Below are 17125 nucleotides of genomic sequence, written 5' to 3' on the forward strand. Positions count from 1 at the left end.
CATCTCAGCGCAGCGTTTACAACCAATCCTTCCCTAAAATAAAAAATGCCGTTCAGCTGCTTAACTGAACGGCATTAGGGGCATGCCCCGGCTTTTTCGTCTGCAAGCCAGACGCGCGGCTCTCGCTTACGCGTTCTCCGCCAGCGCGTCGGCCTGGCTTGCGCGGATGCCGAGGCGCTCGAACAGCGCGCGGTCGCGCTGCGTCTGCGGATTGCTCGTGGTCAGCAGCTGGTCGCCGTAGAACATCGAGTTCGCGCCCGCGAGGAAGCACATCGCCTGCATCGCGTCGTCGAGCTGCTCGCGGCCGGCCGACAGGCGCACGACGGCCTTGGGCATCGTGATGCGCGCAACCGCGATCGTGCGCACGAACTCGAACGGGTCGAGCGGTGCGGTGCCTTCGAGCGGCGTGCCTTCGATCGCGACGAGGTTGTTGATCGGCACCGACTCCGGATACGGATTCAGGTTCGCGAGCTGCGAAATCAGGCCCGCGCGTTCGCGGCGCGATTCGCCCATCCCGATGATGCCGCCGCAGCACACGTTGATGCCCGCATCGCGCACGCGGTCGAGCGTGTCGAGACGGTCCTGATACGTGCGCGTCGAGATCACCTGGCCGTAGAACTCCGGCGACGTGTCGAGGTTGTGGTTGTAGTAGTCGAGGCCCGCGTCGGCGAGTTGCTGCGCCTGCTCGTCCTCGAGCATGCCGAGCGTCATGCAGGTCTCGAGGCCCAGCTCCTTCACGCCGCGCACCATCTCGGTCAGCGCCGGCATGTGGCGCTCCTTGGGGTTGCGCCATGCGGCGCCCATGCAGAAGCGGCTCGCACCGTTCGCCTTCGCCGCGCGCGCGGCCTCGAGCACCGTGTCGACGTCCATCAGCTTTTCGGCCTTCAGGCCCGTTTCGTGATGCGACGACTGCGAGCAGTAGCCGCAATCTTCCTCGCAGCCGCCCGTCTTGATCGACAGCAGCGTCGACAGTTGCACCGCGTTCGCGTCGAAGTGCTCGCGATGCACCTGCTGCGCGCGGAACATCAGGTCGTTGAACGGCAGCTCGAACAGCGCGACGACGTCGGCGACGCGCCAGCGCTGCGATGCCGGGGCGGCCACGGGGATCGCGTCGGGTTGCACGGCGGCGGTCTGGGCTTGGGTCATGGTGGTTTTCCTGTCGTGGATGCGGGGATCGGGAGATCAGTGCCGCGCGTGGCGCAGCGTGTCGATGAGCGTGGCGATGTCGAGCATCGCCGCCGCGGATTCGGGGGCGGCCGGGCGCAGGTGCGCGATGCGGCCGAGGAGCGGCGCGCGATGCTCGCGCGCGAGCCAGTCGCGGATCGTCGCGACGTTCTCGTCGGCGTACGACATGGTCGGGTCGACGTGGTTCGCCACCCAGCCGGCGAGCGTGAGACCGCGCTGGCGAATCGCGTCGGCCGTCAGCAGCGCGTGGCTGATGCAGCCGAGCCGCATGCCGACGACCAGCACGACGGGCAGGGCGAGCGCAACCGCGAGATCGGCCGTGTCCTGCGTGTCGTTCAGCGGCACGCGGAAGCCGCCGACGCCTTCGACGACGACGACGTCCGCGCGCGTCAGCGCTTCGCGGTGGCTCGCGACGATCGTGTCGATGTCGAGCGTCACGCCTTCCTGCGCGGCGACGATGTGCGGTGCGGCCGGCGCCTTCAGCAGGAACGGCGTGCGCAGCTCGGGCGGCAGCACGACGTTCGCGGCCGCGTCGAGCTGGTCGGCGTCCTCGTTGCGCCAGACGCCGTCGCGTTCGTACGCGCCGGCGGCGACGGGCTTCAGCGCGGCCGAGCGCAGCCCGTGCCGCGCGAAGCCGTGCAGCATCGCGGCCGACACGAAGGTCTTGCCGATCTCGGTGTCGGTGCCGGTGACGAAGAGGGAAAGCGGGGCCGTCATGCTGCAGCCTCCTCGGGGGGCAGTGAACGCGCGTGAGCGTCGGGGTGGTCCGGTCCTTCGCTGGCTTCGATCAGCGCGGTTTCGAGCCGCGCGAGATCGTCGAACGAATGCGCGGCCGACAGCGAGATGCGCAGCCGCGACGTGCCGGCGGGCACCGTCGGCGGCCGGATCGCGGGCACCCACAGGCCGTGCGCGTCGAGCGAGCGCATCGCCGCGAGCGTCGCGTCGTTGCTGCCGATCACGAGCGGCTGCACGGCCGTGTGCGAGTCGACCGGCTGCCAGCGCGTCATGCGCAGCAGCGCGCGCGTGCGCTCGATCAGCGCTGCGAGGTGCGCGCGTCGCGCATCGCCTTCGTCGCCGGCGATGACCTTCAGGCTCGCCGAGACGGCGTGCGCGACGGCCGGCGGCGCGGCCGTCGTGAAGATGTAGCTGCGCGCGCGCTGGATCATCCATTCGATCACGGTCTCGTGCGCGATCACGAATGCACCCGCGACGCCGGCGGCCTTGCCCAGCGTGCCGACGTACACAAGGTTCGGCGAGCGTAGCGCGGCGGCCGCGAGCGCGCCGCGGCCCTGCGGGCCGAGCACGCCGAAGCCATGCGCGTCGTCGACGACGAGCCACGCGCCGTGGCGTTCGGCCAGCGCGACGAGTTCGGCGAGCGGCGCGATGTCGCCGTCCATGCTGAACACGGTGTCGCTGACGATCAGTTTCGTTTCGGCTTCCGACGCATCGAGCAGCGCGGCGAGCGCGGCCATGTCCGCATGCGGGTAGACCTGCACGGTCGCGCGCGACAGCCGGATCCCGTCGATCAGCGACGCGTGGTTCAGCGCGTCGGAGAAGATCGTCGCGCCTTGGCCGGTGAGCGCGGTCATCGCGGCGAGGTTCGCCATGTAGCCGGTGCTGAAGTACAGCGCGCGCGGCGCATCGGAGAAGCCGCCCGCGAAGCCGGCGAGTTCGTCCTCGAGCGTCGCGTGCGCACGTGAATGGCCGCCGAGCAGATGCGAGCCGCCGCTGCCGGAGCCGTAGCGCTGCGCGCCTTCGGCGAACGCGGCGACGAGCGCGGGATGCGCGGCGAGGCCGAGGTAATCGTTGCTCGCGAAGCCGACGATGTCGCGGCCGTCGACGCGCATGTGCGCGTCGCACGCGGTGTCGGCGGTGCGGCGCACGCGTCGCAGGCCCTGTGCGTCGAGTTCGGCGAGGCCGCGCTGCAGCGTGTCGAGCAGGGGCATGGTCGTTTCCCGTGAGGATTGGTTCATCGCGCCACCTCCGCGAGCGTCGCGTCGAGCGTGTCGCGCGTGCGTTGCGCGAGCCACGCGATGTCGTCGTCGCTCATCACGTACGGCGGCATCAGGTACACGGTCGTGCCGATCGGGCGCAGCAGCAGCTCGCGTTCCAGCGCGCGTTCGAAGAAGCGCCGCGAGAAGCCGCGTGCCGCGTCGCCGTCGAGCGCGACGTCGAAGGCGAACAGCGTGCCGCGCTCGCGCAGGTGACGCACCTGCGGGTGCGCGTCGAGCGGAGCGAGCGCCGAGCGCATCGCGGCCGACTTGCGCGCGTTGCTCGCGAGCACGTCGTCGCGCGCGAACAGGTCGAGCGTCGCGACCGCCGCGCGGCACGCGAGCGGGTTGCCGGTGTACGAATGCGAATGCAGGAAGCCGCGCGTCGTGTCGTCGTCGTAGAAGGCCGCGAACACGTCGTCGCGCGTGAGCACGAGCGACAGCGGCAGGTACCCGCCGCTGATGCCCTTCGACAGGCACAGGAAATCGGGCCACACGCCTGCCTGCTCGCATGCGAAGAAGGTGCCGGTGCGGCCGCAGCCGACCGCGATCTCGTCGGCGATCAGGTGCACGCCGAATTCGTCGCACAGCGCGCGCAGCCCGTGCACGTATGACGGATCGTGCATCGCCATGCCGGCCGCGCATTGCACGAGCGGCTCGACGATCAACGCCGCGATCCGGTCGGCGCGTTCGATGAACAGGCGCCGCACGTCGTCGAGCGCGCGGCCCGCGACGTCGGCGGCCGTCTCGCCCGGCAGCGCGCCGCGTGCGTCGGGCGACGCGACCACGTGCGCGTGGCGGATCAGCGGGTCGTACGCATCCTTGAACAGCGCGACGTCGGTCACGCCGAGCGCGCCGATGGTCTCGCCGTGATAGCTGTTTGCCACGCACACGAATTCGCGCTTGTCCGCGCGGCCGCGGTTGCGCCACGCATGGAAGCTCATCTTCAGCGCGATCTCGACCGCCGACGCGCCGTCCGACGCGAAGAACGCATGGCCGAGCGTGCGCGCGGTGAGCGCGTGCAGCCGCTCGGCGAGCTCGATCGCCGGCTCGTGCGTGCAGCCGGCGAGCATCGCGTGCTCGAGCGTGTCGAGCTGGTCCTTCAGCGCCGCGTTGATGTCCGGGTTCGCATGGCCGAACAGGTTCACCCACCAGGAGCTGATCGCGTCGAAGTAGCGGCGCCCGTCGCGGTCGTACAGCCACAGGCCCGCGCCGCGCGCGACGGGAATGAGCGGCATGCGCTCGTGGTGCTTCATCTGGGTACAGGGATGCCAGACCGCGCGCAGGCTGCGCGCGACCCAGTCGTCGGTGGCTGGCGTACTCAAGGCAACTCCGGGGGTAAAACGGCGGCGGACATCGAACGGGATGCCGCGCGGCGACAGACGGAAAACGCGGTGAGATTAGCGTGTTCCGCCGCGCGTTGCACTACCGGTTACAAACACCGCAAAGCCTTGCCGGACGGGAGTTCGGCGCAGATACGGGATGCTCGGGACGGTACGCGCCAGATGCCCAGAAATGACCGCAGATGACGACGTTCGAGTGACACCCCCCGACAGAAAAAAATCGCGGCGCAGGCGGTTGCCGACGGGCGAAAAATCGGGGCACGAATAAAACGGGGCGGAAGCGCGATGCGATGTGTGCGATCGCAGGCGAATGGCGTGCGGATTGAGGCGCGGTCGCGGTTCGGGAAAGGTCGGCAAACGACCCCGGAGGGCGTTGCGGGCAGGGCGCTCGGCGGCTCATGCGCCGCATGAGCGGGCGCAAGAACGCCGCCGCGTGCCGCGCGAGCGTTCACGAAACGGAGAAGGGAGAAGGGCAGACGCAGGCCGCGTCCGCCCCGGCGCGCTGCCGCTCGCGCGTTAGCGCGAAGCGAGTGCGCGCGAGTTGGCGTTGTCGGCGTCGGCCGTCTGCGTCGCGTTCCACACGACGCGGTCGTTGACCGCATACAGCCGGCATGCGCCCGCACCCTGCTTCGAGCAGTTGTCGAGCGCGAGCGCCATCGGATCGTCGCCGCCTTCGGCCCACGACCATGCGCCTTCGGCGGACACCGCGAAGGCACGGCTCGGATGCTGGTTCAGGAAGCGGCGATAGCCTTCGCGGCCGGCCTCGTCGAGGAACGGCACCGCGTCGACCGCATCGATCGATGCATAGCCGGTCGCATTCGGTTCGTGCGGGTTGGCGACCGCGTAGCGCACCGAGGTCGGCAGGTTCAGTTCCGCGAGGAACGCGTTGACGGCCGGCCACCACACGGGCACGCCGTCGCGATCGACGATCAGCCGGTGCGCGTCGTCCTTGTAGCGGCCGAAATCGATGAACTGCGCCTGCGTGCCGTGCGACACGTACGCGTCGTGCATCTGCGCGACGAGCGCGGGGGTCCACACCGAATCGTTGTCGCCGTACAGCCACAGCGAACGGATGGCCGTATGCGCGCCGTACTGGTCGAACGCATCGACGAGATTGCGCTGCCAGCCGTCGCAAAGATCCTGGCGCAACCCGCCGGAGAAGTTGATGATGCCGCGCACGCCGGGCGCCGCTTCGGTGCCGTACGCGACCGACACGAGGCCGCCGTGCGACGTGCCCGCGACGACGATGCGCGACGCATCGATGTACGACTGACGCGACATGTAGCGGACCGTCGCGTCGACGTCGGCGGCCTGCGTGAGCCCGTTCTTGCCGACGTTGCAGCCTTCCTGCTGGTACGAGCCGCCCGACCCGGCGAAGCCCTGGCGGTTCGGCGCGATCACCGCATAGCCGCGGCGCACGAATTCGCGCGCGAACGCGAGCGGCCGGCTGCGCGGCTGCTGATGGAGGTCACCGGTGTTCTTGCCGTGGTTGAAGACGACGAGCGGGAAGGGGCCGGGGCCGTTCGGCTTGAACAGCGTGGCCTCGAGCATCACGGAACCCGACGCATCGGCCGGAATACTGATGATTCGTTCGTTGAGGTTCGCGGCGACCTGCGGGAGGCCCGAATCGCCATAATCGAAGCGCTCGGCGTGGGCGAGCGAGCCGCTTGCCGTGGCCGTGCCGACGTTCGGCAGTGCACCGGCCTGAGCGGCCGACAGCGCACAGGCCGCCATCCATCCCACCAATACCTTGCTGAACGCCATTCGTAAGCCCTGCCATGCAACATGACCAATCTGAGGGCCATCCTAGCCCGACAAATTCAGGTTGTGCAATGCGGGAATTACCCGGCGTCTGACACAGCAACTATTTGTCAGCGTTCACTTACTTCGCCGTCGACATAGCGCCAGAACCCGTGCTCGTCGCGGGCGAACCGGCTCGTCTCGTGGAGCCGGTAAGCACGCCCGCCGACCTTGTAGCGGGCCACGAATTCAACCTCCGCGTGCCGTTCGTCGAGCGGCGCATGGCGCTTGATCGCGAGGCCGAGCCAGCGCGGCGCGTCGGGCGCATCGGGGTCGGCATCGAGATCGGCCGGGCAGGTGCGCGCGTCCCAGGTCGCGCGCAGGTAGTCGGTCGCGCCGAGCACGTACGCGCTGTACCGCGAGCGCATCAACTCGAGTGCGGTCGGCGCGGCTTCGCCGCCGTCGATGAAGCGGCCGCAGCAGGCCGCATAGCGCGGCGCCGGGGCTTTGCCGGCAGGTGCGGGGGACGCGCCGCCGCACGGGCACGCGTCAGGTCGGTTCAAAATCATGCGAATCGTGAATTAACGACGCCGGGTTGTGATGTCGGCTCACCAGCTGAGCTCGACCCCGTCGTACTGGAAGAAACGGCCGTTGGACCGCGACACGTCCGCGCCGGCCTCCGCGATCACGCGGCGCATGCCGGTCACGCTGGTTTCCGGATCGATCGCGGCCTGCGCGCCGCCCATGTCGGTGCGCACCCAGCCGGGATGGAGCGAGATGCATGCGGCGTGGCGCGTCTGCAGCGACGCGATGCGCAGCACGTCGTTCAGCGCGGCCTTGCTCGCGCGGTACAGCCAGCCGGTCGTGCCGGTCGCCTCGGCGATGCTGCCCATCCGGCTCGAGACGACGGCGAGCACGCCGCGCGCGTCCTCGACGAGCGGCAGCAGGATCGGCAGCAACTGCATCGGCCCGCGCACGTTCGTATGCATCACCGCGTCGAAATCCTCGGCGCCGATCGTTTCGACGCCTTCGGTGCGCGGCCCGTACACGCCCGACACGAGCACCGCGGCGTCGAGCCGTTCGCCGTCGAGCTTCCAGCCGAGCGCCGCGATCTGTTCGGGCCGCGCGATGTCGAGCGCGTGCGCGTGCGCGCCGAGTTCGCGCAGCGCGGCGAGCGACGCGTCGTCGCGCGCGGTCGCGATCACGTTCCAGCCGTCGCGCCGGTATTGCCGGACGAATTCGCGTCCGAGGCCGCGCGATGCGCCGACGATCAATACGGTTTTCATGTTCGCCGCTCCTTCTCAGTGCACCGCCGTCGCGGCAGTGTCGGTGTCAGATCAGTGCGATGCCCGTCGCGGCCAGGCGCGTGATGCGTCTTCGGCCGTGCGCCACGCCGCGCACGTTACTTCGCGTCGCCGCAGGGCTTCAGCGTGTCGGCGACTGCCTGCGCGACGTCGTCGAGCTGCGCGGCATCCGCCGCGACCATGTCGTTGTCGGGCGCGTGCTGGCCACGCGCGGTCAGCGCCGCGACGCAGCGCTTGTAGGTCGCATCGAGCGCGTCGAAGTTCGACACGGACATCCCGAGGTTGCGCATCCGCCCGTCGTGCACGCCATACACGAGCCCGTGCACGGTGAGCGACTGGCCGCGCGCCCACGCGTCGTTGACGATCGTCGTGCGGCACACGTTGACGACCTGCTCGATCGAGTTCAGCTCGATCAGGCGGCGATAGCGCGCCTCGCCGACCGGCCATTCGTCGAGCAGCGCCGCGTGGCGCTCGCGCACATCCTGCACGTGATGCAGCCAGTTGTCCGCGAGGCCGACGCGGCGGTTGTGGAGCGCCGCGTTCACGCCCGAGCAGCCGTAATGGCCGACGACCATGATGTGCTTCACGCGCAGGATGTCGACCGCGAACTGGATGACCGACAGGCAGTTCAGGTCGCTATGGACGACGACGTTCGCGATGTTGCGGTGAACGAACACTTCGCCCGGCGGCAGGCCGATGATCTGGTTCGCGGGCACGCGCGAATCCGAGCAGCCGATCCACAGATATTCCGGCGCCTGCTGATCGGCGAGACGCGCGAAGAAGTCGGGATCTTCGGCGAGCTGGCGCTTGACCCAGGCGTCGTTGTTGTCGAACAGATGGGAAAGCGGATTGTCTTGGGTATTCATCGGGGTGGATTCCGTTGGCGGAAAGCGGGTCGATAACGGGTTCGATTCGATCCGGGCGCGCGTCAGGCGGCGCGCTGCGCGTCGCCTGCATCGTCACCGGCGTCATCGGCGCCGGGCGTCGCGTCGAAGCGCGCGGGGTAACGCACGCTGAAGCGCAGCGACGCGTCGTACGGGAAAAAATCGGGCAACTCGCCCTGCAGCAGCTTGTCCTTGCTGGCCTGCCACAGTGCGGGGTCGAAAAAGTCCGCGTGATGCTTCATGAAGACCGTCCGCACGCGCGGGTCGCCGAGCAGGAACGGTCCGTAGGTTTCCGGAAAGATGTCGTGCGGGCCGACGGTATACCACGGCTCGCCGGACAGTTCGTCTTCCTCGTTGCGCGGCGGCGGCACGCGCCGCACGTTGCAGTCGGTCAGGTACTCGATCTCGTCGTAGTCGTAGAACACGACGCGGCCGTGGCGCGTGACGCCGAAGTTCTTGTACAGCATGTCGCCCGGGAAGATGTTGGCCTTCATCAGCTCCTTCACCGCGTTGCCGTATTCCTTTACGCCGTGCTCGATGTCCGCGTCGGTGCCGTTCTGCAGGTACAGGTTGAGCGGCGTCATCCGGCGCTCGATGTACAGGTGCTTGATCACGAGATTGTCGTCCTCGTATTCGAGCAGCGACGGCACTTCCTTCTCCAGCTCGCGCACGAGCGCATGATCGAGCCGCGACAGCGGCAGCGCGACGCTCGAATACTCGAGCGTGTCGGCCATCCGCCCGAGACGGTCGTGGCGCTTCACGAGCTGGTACTTCTCCATGATCTGCGCGCGCGTCGTTTCCTTCGGCGGCGGGAAGTGATCCTTGATGATCTTGAACACGTACGGGAACGACGGCAGCGTGAACACGAGCATCACGAGGCCCTTGATGCCGGGCGCGATGATGAAGCGGTCGCTCGAATGCGACAGATGGTGCAGCAGGTCGCGGTAGAACAGGTTCTTGCCCTGCTTCTGCAAGCCGACCGACGTATAGATCTCGGCCTTCGGCTTGCCTGGCATGATCGTGCAGAGGAAGTCCACGTACGCGGACGGCACGCCCATGTCGACGAGGAAATACGAATGCGAGAAGCTGAAGATGATCTGCAGCTGCTCGCGGCGCAGCAGCACGGCGTCGAGCGCGAGCAGGCCCGGGCGCACGTGGCGGATCGGCACCGCGAACGGCAGCACGCGATCGGCGTTGATGATGCGGCCGATGATGTACGCGCTCTTGTTGCGGAAGAAGAGCGACGACAGCACGTGGATCTGGAAATTCGGCGCGGCGTCGAACTCGCCGAATTCGTCGGTGATCGCCTGCATCACGCAGCCGATGTCGCGCGTGAGATCCTCGAACGGCGGCTCGAGCTGGAAGTTCGTGACGATGCGCTCGAGCGTGGCCGCGAGCCCGTCGGTGCCCGGGTAGTACGCGCGATAGGTCGGCTTCGCGGCCGGCTCGTCGTTCTCGAGGTATTCAGTCGAGATCGCGGGCCGCACGAAGATGAAATCGTTGCTGAAATACGAGCGGTGCAGGATCTTGCAGCACACCGAATTGAAGAACGTCTCCGCGCACTCGGGCTGGCGGTGCGACGTGAGCAGGCCGATGTAGTGCAGCTTGATCTGCTGCCACACCTCGTCGTCGATGTTCTCCGCGTCGTATTCGTCCTCCAGCAACTCGACGCATTCCTGCACGCGATCGTCGTATGACGTGATCCGCTCGCGCGCGAGCCGCTGCAGGCCGTGCCAGTCGGTGCGCTCGTATAGCGTTTTCGCCTCGACGGCGGCTTCCCGGAAGATCCGGTAGTGGCGGTCGAAGTATTCGAGCATCGTCTGTGCGACGTCGAAACCGATCTGCGACGACAGCAGTTTGGGGAAGTGATTCATCGCGTGCAGGCTCGTTCGAGAGGGACTGTAAGCACTCGCCATTCTAGCGCCCAAGTCGGCGTTTCAATGACTTTCGGGGGCCGGCGCCCAAGCGCCGTCAATGAACGGGTTGTGCGCCGTTACATGCCGTTCGGTGCATCTTCGCGTAAAGATACGGGTACGGAATCGATTCTGGCACGAACTTTTTTTGCCCGTCCGGCGCCCGCGCGGGCGCGCGTTTCGCGCGACGGCGATAGAATCGACGCGATCCCTGCCGCGGCCTGCAGCCCGCACGCGCCTGCCCCGCATTCGCCCTTGCTTGCCCTGATAACGACGAGACGCCCCACCGATGAACGCACTGGAACACCAACTCGACTATCCCTTCGCCGACACGCTGCCCGCCGCGGGCGACACGTTCGAGGTCGCGCCCGGCGTGCGCTGGCTGCGCATGCCGCTGCCGTTCTCGCTGGATCACATCAACCTCTGGCTGCTGCGCGACGAGATCGACGGACAGGCCGGCTGGACGATCGTCGACTGCGGGATCGCGTCGGACGCGATCCGTACGCACTGGGAACAGATTTTCGACACGCATCTCGACGGGCTGCCGGTGCTGCGCGTGCTCGTCACGCATTGCCATCCCGATCACTTCGGCCTCGCGAACTGGCTTTGCGAAGGCGGCGACAAGGGCCGCTGGAACGTGCGGCTGTGGATGACGCTCGGCGAATACATGTTCGGCTGCCTGATGGCGGCCGGCAACGGTTCGAACGCCGGCGGCGCGGCCGCGGCCGATCATTTCGCGCGCCACGGGCTGACCGACCCGGCAGCGCTCGACAAGCTGCGCAGCCGCCGCAGCTACTACTCGGACCTCGTGCCGGCCGTGCCGCCGCGCTACCGGCGCCTGCGCGAAGGCGACGCGGTGAAGATCGGCGCGCGCACGTGGCGCGTCGTCACCGGCTACGGTCATTCGCCTGAACATTGCGCGCTCCACAGCGAAGCGGACGGCGTGCTGATTTCAGGCGACATGGTGCTGCCGCGCATCTCGACCAACGTGTCCGTGTTCGATCTCGAACCGGAAGCGAATCCGCTCGCGCTGTACCTCGAATCGCTCGGCCGCTACGAGACGATGGCGCCCGACACGCTCGTGCTGCCGTCGCACGGCAAGCCGTTTCGCGGCGTGCGCACGCGCATCGCGCAACTGCGCGCGCACCACGACGCGCGGCTCGACGAAGTGCGCGTCGCCTGCGCGGAGAAGCCGGCGAGCGCGGCCGACATCGTGCCGATCATGTTCCGCCGCCGCGAGCTCGACATCCACCAGATGACGTTCGCGCTCGGCGAGGCGCTCGCCCACCTGAACCTGCTGTGGCTCGCGGGCGAACTCGTGCGCGAGCTGCGCGACGACGGCGTGCTGCGTTTCCGTACCGTGCGCTGAGCGCGCGTCGTCACCGTCACGCGACGGGTTCGTAACGCCACCCGTCGCGCTGCCATTGCATCGTGTGCGTCGGTGCAAGCGCCGCGAGAAACGCGGCGTCGTGCGACGCGACCACGATCGCGCCGGGGAAGCCGGCCAGCGCGGCTTCGATCGCGCGCACCGATTCGAGATCGAGGTGATTGGTCGGCTCGTCGAGCAGCAGCAGCTGCGCGGGCGTGCCGCGCCACAGCGCGCATGCGAGCGCGGCCTTCAACCGTTCGCCGCCGCTCAGGCGGTGCACCGGCTGCGTCGCGCGCGTGGCATCGAGCTGCAGCAGCGCGAGCCGGCTGCGCAGTTCGCCTTCGGTGAGCGCTGTATCGAGGAATCCCAACTGCTCGACGATCGAGCGTTCAGGATCGAGCAGCGCGAGCCGCTGGTCGAGATACGCAGCGCTCACGTGCGTCGTGCACGTGCCGGCGCGCGGAGCGAGTTCGCCGGCGAGCATGCGCAGCAGCGTCGATTTTCCGCAGCCGTTCGGGCCCGTCAGCGCGATGCGCACGGGGCCGCTGGCCGACCAGGTGATCGTGTCCGTGCGGCCCGCGGTGCGCCACGGCAATTGCGCGCGCTCGAGCGCGAACAGATGGCGGCGCGCGCTCACCTCGGTGCCCGGCAGCGATACGAGCACCGGCGCGTCGGCTTCGACGCGCGCGGCTGCTTCCTGCACGCGCGCATCGAGCGTCGCCTTGAATTCGCTTTGGTGACGGCGGACCGTCCCCATGATGCTGCGAGCCGCTCCCTTGCGGCTCTGTTTTGCCATCGACGACAGGTTGGCCGTCTTCGCATCGCGCAGCGAGCCGGCCGCATGGCGCTGGATCGTGTCGTGTTCCTGTTCGAGCCGGCGCCGCGCGCGTCCGCGCTCGGTGCGCGCATGCTCGAGCGCGGCCTGCGCGGCATCGTGCTCCGCATCGCGCTGCGCGCGGTACAGCGCGTAGTTGCCGCCATACGTGCGCACGCCGTGCGGCGTCAGTTCGACGATGCGCTGCACGTGCGCGAGCAACGCGCGGTCATGGCTGACGACGACGACACCGCCGCGCCAGCCGTCGAGCGCCGCGCGGAGCCACGCACGGCCCGGCGCATCGAGGTGGTTGGTCGGTTCGTCGAGCACCAGCAGCCCGGCCTCCGACAGCAACGCGCCGATCAGCGCGACGCGCGCGAGCTGGCCACCGCTCAGCGCGTGCGCCGGCGTGTCGGCGCGCACGTCGTGCAGGCCGGCTGCGTCGAGCGCCGCGCGCAGCCGCTCGGCGAGGTCCCAGCGATCGCCGATCAGGTCGAAGTCGTGTGCGTGCGCGCGGCCGTCGGCGAGGCGCGCCAGGGCCGCGAGCGGTGCATCCAGCGCGGCGATTTCCGCGACGGTTCGTGTGCCGGCCGGCGCGTCGTCGTGCTGCTGCGCGACGTAGACGACCGGCGTCTGCCGGTCGATCGTGCCCGCGCTCGGTGTGCGCCGGCCCGCGATCAGTTGCGCGAGCAGGCTCTTGCCGGCGCCGTTGCGGCCGACGATGCCCGTCGGCGTGCGATCGATGGACAGGTCGAGCGATTCGAACAGCGTGACGCCGTCGTCGAAGCGGAAGGAAACGTGATGAAGCGCGACGAGCGCGCCGGTCGGCGTGCCAGCAGCCATAAGCACCTCCGAAAATGCGTGAAACCCTTCGCGCGGCGTGCGTGGCACGGCGGCGAAAACATTTTTGGGAAGGCTTAGTTGTTCACTTCGGCTGGCGTCCGGTATGAGGAATGAGCGCGCAGTGTAGCAAGCGCGGCGCGCGTGCCGCAAGCGACGGGCGAATGTGCCGTCGCTTGCGCGCCACGCGCGGTTACTGCACCGTGACCGCAGCGAAGTTCTGGCGGCCGAACGGGCTCACGCGATAGCCGCTCACGTTCGCGCGCGTGAGCGCGGCTGCGGTCGGGTAGCCGAGCGGGATCCACAGCGCTTGGTCGTGGATGATCTTCTGCGCGGATTCGTACAGCTTCGCACGCTTGGCCTGATCGGCGGTCGACTTGCCGTCGGTGATCAGCTTGTCGAGCTGCGCGTCGCAAAAGCGTGCGAAGTTGATGCCCGACTTCACCGCATTGCAGCTGAACAGCGGCGACAGGTAGTTGTCCGGATCGCCGTTGTCGCCGGCCCAGCCCATGAACAGCATGTCATGCTGGCCGAGCTTCGCCTGCTTGATCAGCTCGCCCCATTCGATCACCTTGACTTCGGCCTTCACGCCGATCTTCGCGAGGTCGGCCTGCAGCAGTTCCGCGCCGGCCTTCGGGTTCGGGTTCAGCACGCTGCCCGTCGGGCGCGTCCAGATCGTCGTCGAAAAGCCGTTCGGGAAGCCAGCCTGCGCGAGCAGCTGCTTCGCCTTCGCGGGATCGTACGCATACGGCGCGATGTCCTTCGCGTAGCTCCACGTGTTCGGCGGATACGGGTTGTTCGCGGCCGTCGCCGTGTTGTCGAACACCACCTTCAGATAGGTCGCGCGATCGAACGCGAGGTTCAGCGCCTCGCGCACCTTGTCGTTGTCGAGCGGCTTCTTCTGCGTGTTGAGCGCGACGAACGCGGTCATGAACGCGGGCGTCTGCACGACCTTCAACGCGCTTTCGCCCTTCGCCGCGAGCACGTCCTGCGGCTTCGGCGACAGCGCGATCTGGCATTCGCCGGCCTTCACCTTCTGCATGCGCACCGACGCGTCGGGCGTGATCGCGTAGATCAGCCGGTCGACCTTCGGCTTCGTGCCCCAGTAGGTCGGGTTCACGTCGTAGCGGATCAGCGCATCCTTCGTGTAGCTCTTGAGCACGAACGGGCCGGTGCCGACCGGCTTCGCATTCAGGTCGGCCTGCTTGCCGGCCTTCAGCAGCTGGTCCGCGTATTCGGCCGAGTAGATCGACGCGAAGCCCATCGTCAGGATCGGCACGAACGTCGCATTCGGCTCGTTCAGCACGAACTTCACCGTGCTGTCGTCGACCTTCGTGACCGACTTCACGAGTTTCACGAGGCCCATCGACTGCGCGTGCGGAAAGCCGCTCGCGCCGGCTACCTTGTGCCACGGATTCGCATCGTCGAGCATCCGCGAGAACGTGAACACGACGTCGTCCGCGTTCAGCGGGCGGCCTGGCTTGAAGTAGTCGGTGGTCTGGAACGCGACGTTCGGGCGCAGGTGGAACGTGTACGTCAGGCCGTCGGCGCTCGCTTCCCATTTATCGGCGAGCGCGGGTACGACCTTCTTCGCGGCTTCGTCGTACGACACGAGCGTGTTGAAGATCACGTCGGCCGAGGCGTTGGTCGTGACGAGCGAGTTGTACTGCACGACGTCGAAGCCGTCCGGGCTCGATTCCGTGCAGACGGTGAGCGGCTTGGCGGCGGCGAGGCCGGGGGCGGCGAGGGCGGCGGCGAGCGTGGCCGCGGCGAACAGCTTGACCTGCATAGGTTCTCCCACGTGACTTGTGATTTTTTGCCGGGTGTCGGAATGCGGGCGCGGCCCGGAAGCGGGCGGGGCCGGCGCGGCTGGCGGATAGCATACCGTCAAAGCGCGCCGCGCGTGAAAAAAGGCGCCGGAACGCGGTGAGTTGAGCGAAAAACGGCTGCGTTCGCGACGGAATGCGTGTTGGGGCGGCGTGGCAGCGGGGGCAAGGCAGGTGCGGCGGCGAACGGCGGGCGGGCGAGACGGTTGCGGGGAGACTGCGAATCGAAGCGGGTCGGCGCGAATCCGCTGGAGCGACGGAAGCGGAGGAAGCGGAGGAAGCGGAGGAAGCGCGGCACCTGCGTGCGACGCGTGGTACGGCCGACAGGAGGAAGCGGCGCGCGCTGCGTTGGCACCGAACCGTGGCGCGGCACCGGTCCGGCATGAACGGCGCGACAGACGCGCCGGACGCCCGACGCCCCCGATGCGCTCAGTGCGCGCCGGCCTTCGGCTTGCGCGGCGCCTTTTCGAACAGACGGTCGTAGAGCCAGCGCGGCAGCACGTGCAGCACCTTCGCGACGACGCCCATCTGCCATGGAATCACGCGGAACGCGTGCTGCCGAGCGATCGCGCGTGCGGCGCGGGCCGCGAAGCGGTCGGCGTCCATCAGGAACGGCATCCGGTACGGGTTGTGCGCGGTCATCGGCGTGCGGATGTAGCCGGGCGCGATCGTCACGACGCCGACGCCGGCCGGGCGCAACTCGACGCGCAGCGCCTCGAGATACTTGATCGCGGCCGATTTGGACGCGCTGTACGCGCCGGAACCGGGCAGGCCGCGCACGCCGGCGACGCTCGCGACGCCCACCAGCGTGCCGTGGCGCGCGGCCGTCATCGGGCCGACGAACGGCTCGAACGTCGCGACCATCCCGTAGTAATTGATGTCCATGACGTTGCGGAACGTGGCGAGATCGCCTTGTCCGGTGACGGCGCCCTGGCTGATGCCCGCGTTCGCGATCACGACGTCGGGGCAGCCGTGCGCGGCGATGAACGACGCGGCGGCCGTGGCGAGCGCATCGGCATCGCGCACGTCGGCGGAATAGACGGAGACGGACAGCTTGGGAAAGCGTCGCGCGAACGCATCGAGGGCATCGGTGCGGCGCGCGACGAGTGCGAGCGTGGCGCCCTGGCGGGCGTATTCCTCGGCCATCGCGAGGCCGAGGCCGCTCGACGCGCCGGTGATGAAGACCTTCAACGGAGTAGTCATGCCGGCGCGCGGGCGGGGATCAGAGCTTCTTGTCCTGAACCTGCTTCACGAGGTAATCGAGCACCTGCGCGGTACCCGGGATGCTGTTCGTGTAAGCCGGGCCCGTCTTGTACTTGCCCTGGACGATGACCGTCGGCACGCCGTCGATCGCGTAGTTCTTCAGCAGCTCGGCCGACTGCTTCACCTGGCCCTGCACGCTGAACGAGTTGTACGCGTCCATGAACTGCTTCTTGTCGACGCCTTGCGTCGCCAGGAAGTCGGCTTGCGCCTGCGGCGTGAGCAGGTAGTTCTTCTGCTTGTGGATCGCGTTGAAGATCGCCGGCGTGACCTTCTCCGAGATGCCGAGTGCCGACACCGCGTAGAACAGCTTCGAGTGCGGGACGAAATCGTCGCGGAAGGCGACCGGCACGCGCTTGAAGTCGATGTTGTTGCCCTGCTTCTTCACCCAGGCCTCGATCGTCGGCTCGAATTCGTAGCAGTGCGGGCAGCCGTACCAGAAGAACTCGATGACCTCGACCTTGCCGGCCGGCGCGGACACCGGCTGCGGCGACTTCATCACCTCGAAGTCCTTGCCGGACACCGGTGCGGCAGGCGTTGCCTGGGCGAAGCCTGCAGCGGCGAGGCCCAGGGACAGAAGAAGCGTGCTAAGCAGTTTTTTCATGTTGTAGACGTCGAATCAGTTGCTCGGGTTACGAAACGTAACGGGTTCTGCG

14 protein-coding genes are annotated in these 17125 nt (G+C 68.1%); 1 reads left to right on the forward strand and 13 read right to left on the reverse strand.

The genetic code is table 11. The features are described 5' to 3' along the window. Positions 1 to 126 precede the first annotated feature (126 nt). From bioB to aceK, 9 genes are all read right to left on the reverse strand, one after another. Positions 127 to 1146: a biotin synthase BioB gene (bioB, locus tag WS75_RS16955; protein WP_059600004.1), complete on the reverse strand. Its 1020-nt coding sequence runs from the start codon at positions 1144 to 1146 to the stop codon at positions 127 to 129. A gap of 36 nt (positions 1147 to 1182) precedes the next feature. Further along, positions 1183 to 1902: a dethiobiotin synthase gene (bioD, locus tag WS75_RS16960; protein WP_059681535.1), complete on the reverse strand. Its 720-nt coding sequence runs from the start codon at positions 1900 to 1902 to the stop codon at positions 1183 to 1185. Beyond that, on the reverse strand, positions 1899 to 3131 hold the full coding sequence (gene bioF / locus WS75_RS16965; protein WP_059681537.1) for an 8-amino-7-oxononanoate synthase: 1233 nt from the start codon (positions 3129 to 3131) through the stop codon (positions 1899 to 1901). The genes bioD and bioF overlap by 4 nt, the downstream gene beginning before the upstream one ends. 23 nt (positions 3132 to 3154) lie before the next feature. Then, positions 3155 to 4501 (reverse strand): adenosylmethionine--8-amino-7-oxononanoate transaminase, encoded by a 1347-nt coding sequence (gene bioA / locus WS75_RS16970; protein WP_059681540.1) that lies wholly within the window; start codon positions 4499 to 4501, stop codon positions 3155 to 3157. A 534-nt stretch (positions 4502 to 5035) separates the two neighbouring features. Further along, on the reverse strand, positions 5036 to 6283 hold the full coding sequence (locus WS75_RS16975) for a dienelactone hydrolase family protein (protein WP_059681542.1): 1248 nt from the start codon (positions 6281 to 6283) through the stop codon (positions 5036 to 5038). Between the two features lie 107 nt (positions 6284 to 6390). Beyond that, positions 6391 to 6828: a YchJ family protein gene (locus WS75_RS16980; RefSeq protein ID WP_059681545.1), complete on the reverse strand. Its 438-nt coding sequence runs from the start codon at positions 6826 to 6828 to the stop codon at positions 6391 to 6393. A gap of 39 nt (positions 6829 to 6867) precedes the next feature. Further along, a complete protein-coding gene (locus WS75_RS16985; RefSeq protein WP_059600010.1) occupies positions 6868 to 7545 on the reverse strand; it encodes an SDR family oxidoreductase in 678 nt (225 codons plus the stop codon). Positions 7546 to 7661: 116 nt separating this feature from the next. Beyond that, positions 7662 to 8429 carry a carbonate dehydratase gene (gene can, locus WS75_RS16990; RefSeq protein WP_059681547.1) on the reverse strand — a complete coding sequence of 256 codons (768 nt, stop codon included), beginning with the start codon at positions 8427 to 8429 and terminating at the stop codon, positions 7662 to 7664. A gap of 62 nt (positions 8430 to 8491) precedes the next feature. Then, positions 8492 to 10321, reverse strand: coding sequence for a bifunctional isocitrate dehydrogenase kinase/phosphatase (gene aceK, locus WS75_RS16995; RefSeq protein ID WP_059681549.1), 1830 nt, complete (start codon positions 10319 to 10321; stop codon positions 8492 to 8494). 328 nt (positions 10322 to 10649) lie between these two features. Between aceK and WS75_RS17000 the strand changes: the two genes are divergently transcribed. Continuing rightward, positions 10650 to 11729: an MBL fold metallo-hydrolase gene (locus WS75_RS17000; RefSeq protein ID WP_059681551.1), complete on the forward strand. Its 1080-nt coding sequence runs from the start codon at positions 10650 to 10652 to the stop codon at positions 11727 to 11729. Positions 11730 to 11745: 16 nt separating this feature from the next. Here WS75_RS17000 and WS75_RS17005 read toward each other — a convergent pair whose 3' ends face one another. From WS75_RS17005 to WS75_RS17020, 4 genes are all read right to left on the reverse strand, one after another. Continuing rightward, the gene (locus tag WS75_RS17005) at positions 11746 to 13386 is read right to left on the reverse strand and encodes an ABC-F family ATP-binding cassette domain-containing protein (RefSeq protein ID WP_059681553.1); all 1641 of its coding nucleotides are present in this window, start codon (positions 13384 to 13386) and stop codon (positions 11746 to 11748) included. Between the two features lie 190 nt (positions 13387 to 13576). Continuing rightward, positions 13577 to 15172: an ABC transporter substrate-binding protein gene (locus WS75_RS17010; protein ID WP_059681556.1), complete on the reverse strand. Its 1596-nt coding sequence runs from the start codon at positions 15170 to 15172 to the stop codon at positions 13577 to 13579. Between the two features lie 466 nt (positions 15173 to 15638). Continuing rightward, the gene (locus WS75_RS17015) at positions 15639 to 16412 is read right to left on the reverse strand and encodes an SDR family oxidoreductase (RefSeq protein WP_044846187.1); all 774 of its coding nucleotides are present in this window, start codon (positions 16410 to 16412) and stop codon (positions 15639 to 15641) included. A 19-nt stretch (positions 16413 to 16431) separates the two neighbouring features. After that, positions 16432 to 17073 (reverse strand): thiol:disulfide interchange protein DsbA/DsbL, encoded by a 642-nt coding sequence (locus WS75_RS17020; protein ID WP_059523964.1) that lies wholly within the window; start codon positions 17071 to 17073, stop codon positions 16432 to 16434. Positions 17074 to 17125: the final 52 nt, after the last annotated feature.

The organism is Burkholderia sp. FL-7-2-10-S1-D7, assembly GCF_001524185.1.
Classification (GTDB): Bacteria; Pseudomonadota; Gammaproteobacteria; order Burkholderiales; family Burkholderiaceae; genus Burkholderia; species Burkholderia diffusa.